Source organism: Streptomyces sp. NPDC040432 (assembly GCF_055595445.1).
This window is the reverse complement of sequence record NZ_JBVIVP010000054.1, coordinates 1-6,421: the sequence shown is the minus strand read 5'-3', so window position 1 is coordinate 6,421 and position 6,421 is coordinate 1. Positions and strand designations below refer to the sequence as shown.

Sequence of the window (6,421 nt, the reverse complement as noted above, 5' to 3'; positions counted from 1 at the left end):
GGCCCGCGTCACCCATCGGACCACCGATCTCGAACCGGCCCGTCGGGTTCACCAGCAGCCGGTACCCCTCGGTGTCCAGCTTGATGCCGTCCTCGACGAGCTGCGCCAGCACGTGCTCGACGACGAACTCGCGGATGTCGGGCGCGAGCAGCGAGTCCAGGTCGATGTCCGCCGCGTGCTGCGAGGACACCACGACGGTGTCGAGGCGGACGGCCTTGTCGCCGTCGTACTCGATGGTGACCTGGGTCTTGCCGTCGGGGCGCAGGTACGGGATGGTCCCGTTCTTGCGGACCTCGGACAGGCGGCGGGAGAGCTTGTGCGCGATGTGGATCGGCAGCGGCATCAGCTCGGGGGTCTCGTCGCAGGCGTAGCCGAACATCAGGCCCTGGTCGCCGGCGCCCTGCTTGTCGAGCTCGTCCTCGTCGCCCTCGACCCGCTTCTCGTAGGCGGTGTCGACACCCTGCGCGATGTCCGGGGACTGCGCGCCGATGGACACCGAGACGCCGCACGAGGCGCCGTCGAAGCCCTTCTTCGACGAGTCGTAGCCGATTTCGAGGATCTTCTCGCGGACGAGTTGGGCGATCGGCGCGTACGCCTTGGTCGTCACCTCGCCCGCGATGTGCACGAGACCGGTCGTGATGAGAGTCTCCACGGCCACACGCGAGGTGGGGTCCTCGGTGAGGAGCGCGTCGAGGATCGTGTCGCTGATCTGGTCAGCGATCTTGTCGGGGTGACCCTCGGTCACGGACTCCGAGGTGAACAAGCGACGGGACACAACGCTCCCTGGGGTTGCAGCGGCTGCTGGCTGATCATTTGGCGGAACCACATCGGGGGCTGCGCCCGATCACGTTCCTTGGTGCAGTTTATCGGTCGCCACCGTTTGCCGGACCACCCGTCTCGCCTTATGGGAGCCATGTGACCTGCGGCACTCCATTCTGACGCACGGGGTGGCCCGCGGAAAGGGCGACGCTCAGGCAGGTCGGGACGGTCGCGCCGGCGCGAGCCGGGGGGCGACCTGGTCCCAGATCATTTCGGCCAGGGCTTCCTTCGGACCGTGGGGAACCGGCGTCTCCGTGCCGTCGGAGGCGAGGATCACGGCCTCGTTCTCCTCCGAACCGAAGGTCTTGGTCTCCCCCACCTCGTTGACCACGAGGAGGTCGCAACCCTTGCGGCGGAGCTTCGCGCGGCCGTTGGCGAGGACGTCGTCGGTCTCGGCGGCGAAGCCGACGACGATCTGGCCGGCCGTCGCCCGCTCGGCGGAGATCTCCGCCAGCACGTCGGGATTGCGTACGAGGGCCACCGGCTCGGGCTCCTGCCCGTCCTGCTTCTTGATCTTCCCGTCCGCGTAGCGGGCGGGCCTGAAGTCGGCGACGGCCGCCGCCATCACCACGGCGTCGGCGTCGGCGGCCGCCTTGAGCACCGCCTCGCGCAGGTGCAGGGCCGTGCCCACGCGCACGACGTCCGCGCCGGCCGGGTCGGGAAGGGCCGTGTTGGCGGCGATCAGGGTGACCCGGGCGCCGCGGGCGACGGCGGTGCGGGCGAGGGCGTAGCCCTGCTTGCCGGAGGACCGGTTGCCGAGGAAGCGGACGGGGTCCAGGGGTTCGCGCGTCCCGCCGGCGCTGATCACGACGTGCCGGCCGGCGAGGTCCGGCTCGAAGACGCCCCGGGCCAGGACCGTACGGCAGACCTCGAAGATCTCCTCGGGGTCGGGCAGCCGTCCCTTGCCGGTGTCCTTGCCGGTGAGCCGGCCGACGGCGGGCTCGATGACGAGGGCACCGCGACGGCGCAGGGTGGCGACGTTCTCCCGGGTCGCGGGGTGCTCCCACATCTCGGTGTGCATCGCGGGTGCGAAGACGACCGGACAGCGCGCCGTGAGCAGCGTGTTCGTGAGGAGGTCGTCGGCCAGCCCGTGGGCGGCCTTGGCCAGCATGTCGGCGGTGGCCGGGGCCACCACGACGAGGTCGGCGGCCTGGCCGATGCGCACGTGGGGCACCTCGTGGACCGTCTCCCAGACCTGTGTGGAGGCCGGGTTCCCGGACAGCGCGGCCCAGGTGGCCTCGCCGACGAAGTTCAGCGACGCCGCCGTCGGCACCACCCGTACGTCGTGTCCGGACTCGGTCAGCCGGCGGAGCAGTTCGCAGGCCTTGTAGGCGGCGATCCCGCCGCTGACCCCCAGCACGACCTTCGGCTTACCCACCACGCACTCCCCTTCAGGATCGGTTTCAGGGTCGATCTGTCGGTGACACCCGTCGGACCCGACAGAGCTATGACACACCACAGGCCCGGCAGATGTTCTGCCGGGCCTGTGGTGAAGGAATCTCGGTGCCTTACTGGGCCGGGGCCTCGATGGCCTCGGAGGTCAGCAGACCCGCGTTGATCTCGCGCAGCGCGATCGAAAGCGGCTTCTCGTGGACGTGGGTGTCCACCAGCGGGCCGACGTACTCCAGCAGGCCCTCACCGAGCTGCGAGTAGTACGCGTTGATCTGGCGCGCACGCTTGGCCGCGTAGATCACGAGGCTGTACTTCGAGTCCGTGGCCTCAAGCAGCTCGTCGATCGGCGGGTTGATGATGCCCTCGGGCGCAGTGATGGAAGAGGACACGCTCTACCTTCCGAAGATGGGTGAATGATCGAAACGATCAAGTAGTGATCGCGACCACATGATGGATCCGGTGCTTGATCGCACGATGGATCCGACTGTTGGTCGACATGACATCGATCAACAATCAATCGATCAACGATCAGACGACATTCATCAAGGCTAGCAGCTCGCGCGCCACGTCCTCGACGGAGGTGTTGACCAGGGTGGTGTCGAACTCGGATTCGGCAGCGAGTTCGATCTTGGCGCTCGCAAGGCGGCGCTCGATGACCTCCGCGGACTCGGTGCCGCGTCCGGTGAGCCGGCGGACCAGTTCGTCCCAGCTCGGAGGGGCCAGGAAGACCAGCTGGGCATCGGGCTTGGACTCGCGGACGAGTCGGGCGCCCTGGAGGTCGATCTCCAGCAGTACGGGCTCGCCGTTGTCCAGGCGTTCCAGCACCGCGCCGCGCGGTGTGCCGTAGCGGTTGCCCGCGAACTCGGCCCACTCCAGCAGCTCGCCGTTGGCGATCAGCTTGTCGAACTCGTCGTCGTTGACGAAGAAGTAGTGGACTCCGTGTCGCTCACCGGGCCGCGGCTTGCGGGTGGTGGCCGACACCGAGAGCCATACCTCGGGGTGGACTGTACGCATATGCGCGACGACCGTGCTCTTGCCGACCCCCGAGGGGCCGGAGAGCACGGTCAGCCGCGGACGAACCTCTGCTGCCATAGAGCGATTATCCAGGTTCTCGGGACTGCCTGAGAACGCCGGGAGAACTTCGGGCAACGCCTCAGGCGTTGCTACCGCCGAACTCACGCTCCAGAGAGGCGATCTGGTTGGAACCGAGACCTCGGACACGCCGGGACTCGGAGATGCCGAGGCGCTCCATGATCTGCTTGGCGCGGACCTTGCCCACGCCGGGCAGCGACTCCAGAAGGGCGGAGACCTTCATCTTGCCGATGACGTCGTTCTCCTGACCCATCTTGATGACGTCATGGAGAGTGGCGCCGGAGTGCTTGAGTCGATTCTTCACCTCGGCCCGCTCCCGGCGAGCCGCGGCGGCCTTTTCGAGCGCTGCTGCGCGCTGTTCAGGGGTAAGGGGCGGAAGAGCCACGCCTACGTCACCTCGGATGTCGAACTGTCGGATACGGACCGGCACGGAGCCCTTGGGCACCACACCGGGCGAGCCCCCGAACAGCGACGAAATTCGTTCGCTGCTCGTTCACTCTGGTCGGAGACTAGCGGCCAAGGCCGCTCCAGTCAGCGAGAACGGACGAAAAGTCCTGGTCAGCCTCCACTGAACCGTACATCAGGGACAAAATACCCCGGTTTTGTCCGGGGAAAGACGTTCGAATTTCGTCAGGCAGTGTCACGGGCCCTGTCGGCGGCACCGGTGAACCGCTCGATTCCGCGTCCCGCGACCGCCGTCCGTGATCTTGGCCACCACCCGGGAACGGCGAGGGGGCCGGCCGCGGCGAAAGCGGTCCGGCCCCCTCGGCCCCGGGTGCTCCCGGCGCGCTACGCGGCGACGGCCGCGCGGACCTCGTCGGCGAAGCCCTTCGCCGCGGCGCGCAGGGCCGCCGCGTCCGGGCCGTGCTTCAGGACGCCCCGCGACACGTTCGGGACGACGTTGCCGACGGCCCGGCCGAAGACGGCCGGGAGGTCGGCGGCGGTCGCGCCCTGGGCGCCGATGCCGGGGGCCAGCAGCGGGCCGTTGATGTCGAGGTCGAAGGAGGACAGGTCGCCGAGGGTGGCGCCGACCACCGCGCCGAAGGAGCCCATCGGCTCGGCCCCGGCGTTCTCCGCCGCCAGGTGGGCCAGCATCGTCGCGCCGATGGTGCGGCCGTCCTCGCGCAGCGCCCGCTGGACCTCCGCGCCCTCGGGGTTCGAGGTGAGGGCGAGCACGAACAGGCCCGCGCCCGACTCGCGCGCCAGGTCGACGGCCGGCTTCAGGGAGCCGTAGCCGAGGTACGGGGAGACCGTCAGCGCGTCCGAGAACAGCGGCGAGGAGGGGTCCAGGAAGGCGGAGGCGTAGGCGGCCATCGTCGAGCCGATGTCGCCGCGCTTCGCGTCCATCACGACCAGGGTCCCGGCCGCCCGCGCATCGGTGACGGTCCTCTCCAGCACGGCGACACCGCGCGAGCCGAACCGCTCGAAGAAGGCGGCCTGCGGCTTGAAGACGGCGACCTCCTCCGCGAGGGCCTCCACGACGGTGCGGGAGAACCGCTCCAGGCCCGCGATGTCGTCGTCGAGCCCCCAGGAGGCCAGCAGGGCGGCGTGCGGGTCGATGCCGACGCACAGCGGACCCCGCGCGTCCATGGCGGCGCGCAGACGGGTTCCGAAGGGGATCACGGGGGTCTCGCGGCTCACAGCGCGGCCTTTCGGGTCTCGGCGCCCACGGCCTCGGCCAGGGTCGCGTAGGGGCTGTTGGCCAGGCGGGCGGCCAGGCCCTTGTGGATGGCTCGGGCGTAGAAGGGGCCCTCGTAGATGAAGGCGCTGTAGCCCTGGATCAGGGTGGCGCCCGCGAGGATGCGCTGCCAGGCGTCCTCGGCGTTCTCGATGCCGCCCACGCCCACCAGGACGATCCGGTCGCCGACCCGGGCGTACAGGCGGCGCAGGACCTCCAGGGAGCGCTCCTTGACCGGCGCCCCGGACAGTCCGCCGGTCTCCTTCACCAGGGCCGGGGACGACTTCAGGCCCAGCCCCTCGCGGGCGATGGTGGTGTTCGTGGCGATGATGCCGTCCAGGCCGAGCTCCAGGGCGAGGTCGGCGACCGCGTCCACGTCCTCGTCCGCCAGGTCCGGGGCGATCTTGACCAGGAGCGGGACCCGCCGGTCGGTGACCGCCCGGTCCGCGGCCTCGCGGACGGCGGTGAGCAGCGGGCGCAGCGACTCCGTCGCCTGGAGGTTGCGCAGGCCCGGGGTGTTCGGCGAGGAGACGTTGACGACGAGGTAGTCGGCGTGGCGGGCCAGGCGCTCGGTGGACAGGACGTAGTCGGCGGCGGCCTCGGCCTCGGGCACGACCTTGGTCTTGCCGATGTTGACGCCGACGACGGTCCGGAAGACCGGGTTGCGGGCGGCGAGGCGCTCGGCGACGGCCTCGGAGCCCTCGTTGTTGAAGCCCATGCGGTTGATCAGGGCCCGGTCGGCGACGAGGCGGAACAGCCGCTTCTTGGGGTTGCCGGGCTGGGCGAGGCCGGTGACGGTACCGATCTCGACGTGGTCGAAGCCGAGCATCGACATCCCGTCGATGGCGACGGCGTTCTTGTCGAAGCCGGCGGCGAGGCCGAAGGGGCCGTGCATCCGCAGGCCGAGGGCCTCGGTGCGGAGCTCCTCGTAGCGGGGGGCGAGCGCCGCCGCGACGAAGGTGCGCAGCACGGGGGTGCGGGCGGCGAGGCGGATCCAGCGGAAGGCCGCGTAGTGGGCCCGCTCCGGGTCCATCCGCTTGAAGACCAGGTTGAAGAAGAGCTTGTACATCGTCGAGAGGATCCCTCTGCGCTCATGGAAAGGGGGACACCCGTCGTGAAACCGGTGTCCCCCCTCCCGTGTCCGGGCTGTACGGGTGTTAGTCGCGGGCCGCGGTCAGGATCTCCGCGTGCTCCTGGAGGGAGCGGACGCCCACGTCGCCGCGGTTGAGCGCGTCGATGCCCTGGACGGCCGCGGCGAGCGCCTGGACCGTCGTCAGGCAGGGGACGCTGCGCGCCACGGCCGCCGTGCGGATCTCGTAGCCGTCGAGGCGGCCACCGGTGCCGTACGGGGTGTTGACGATCAGGTCGACCTGTCCGTCGTGGATGAGTTGGACGATGTTCTTCTCGCCGTCGGGGCCTTCGCCGTCGCTGAGTTTGCGG

At 69.8% G+C, this 6,421-nt stretch carries 8 protein-coding genes; all 8 read right to left on the bottom strand.

Annotated features, from left to right (window positions below):
• Positions 1-775: methionine adenosyltransferase (gene metK / locus ACZ58N_RS38710; protein ID WP_471170326.1), on the bottom strand; the 775-nt coding region annotated here is incomplete at its 3' end.
• Positions 776-970: 195 nt separating this feature from the next.
• Positions 971-2,197: a bifunctional phosphopantothenoylcysteine decarboxylase/phosphopantothenate--cysteine ligase CoaBC gene (gene coaBC, locus ACZ58N_RS38705; protein ID WP_471170323.1), complete on the bottom strand. Its 1,227-nt coding sequence runs from the start codon at positions 2,195-2,197 to the stop codon at positions 971-973.
• A 130-nt stretch (positions 2,198-2,327) separates the two neighbouring features.
• Entirely contained in the window at positions 2,328-2,600 is a 273-nt protein-coding gene (gene rpoZ / locus ACZ58N_RS38700; protein WP_004948662.1) for a DNA-directed RNA polymerase subunit omega, read from the bottom strand.
• Positions 2,601-2,739: 139 nt separating this feature from the next.
• A complete protein-coding gene (gene gmk, locus ACZ58N_RS38695) occupies positions 2,740-3,303 on the bottom strand; it encodes a guanylate kinase (protein WP_471170320.1) in 564 nt (187 codons plus the stop codon).
• A 61-nt stretch (positions 3,304-3,364) separates the two neighbouring features.
• The gene (gene mihF, locus ACZ58N_RS38690) at positions 3,365-3,688 is read right to left on the bottom strand and encodes an integration host factor, actinobacterial type (protein WP_362884649.1); all 324 of its coding nucleotides are present in this window, start codon (positions 3,686-3,688) and stop codon (positions 3,365-3,367) included.
• A gap of 404 nt (positions 3,689-4,092) precedes the next feature.
• Positions 4,093-4,944, bottom strand: coding sequence for an orotidine-5'-phosphate decarboxylase (gene pyrF, locus ACZ58N_RS38685; RefSeq protein WP_471170316.1), 852 nt, complete (start codon positions 4,942-4,944; stop codon positions 4,093-4,095).
• Positions 4,941-6,050, bottom strand: coding sequence for a quinone-dependent dihydroorotate dehydrogenase (locus ACZ58N_RS38680; protein WP_471170314.1), 1,110 nt, complete (start codon positions 6,048-6,050; stop codon positions 4,941-4,943). The genes pyrF and ACZ58N_RS38680 overlap by 4 nt, the downstream gene beginning before the upstream one ends.
• An 88-nt stretch (positions 6,051-6,138) precedes the next feature.
• Positions 6,139-6,421: hypothetical protein (locus tag ACZ58N_RS38675; RefSeq protein WP_471170311.1), on the bottom strand; the 283-nt coding region annotated here is incomplete at its 5' end.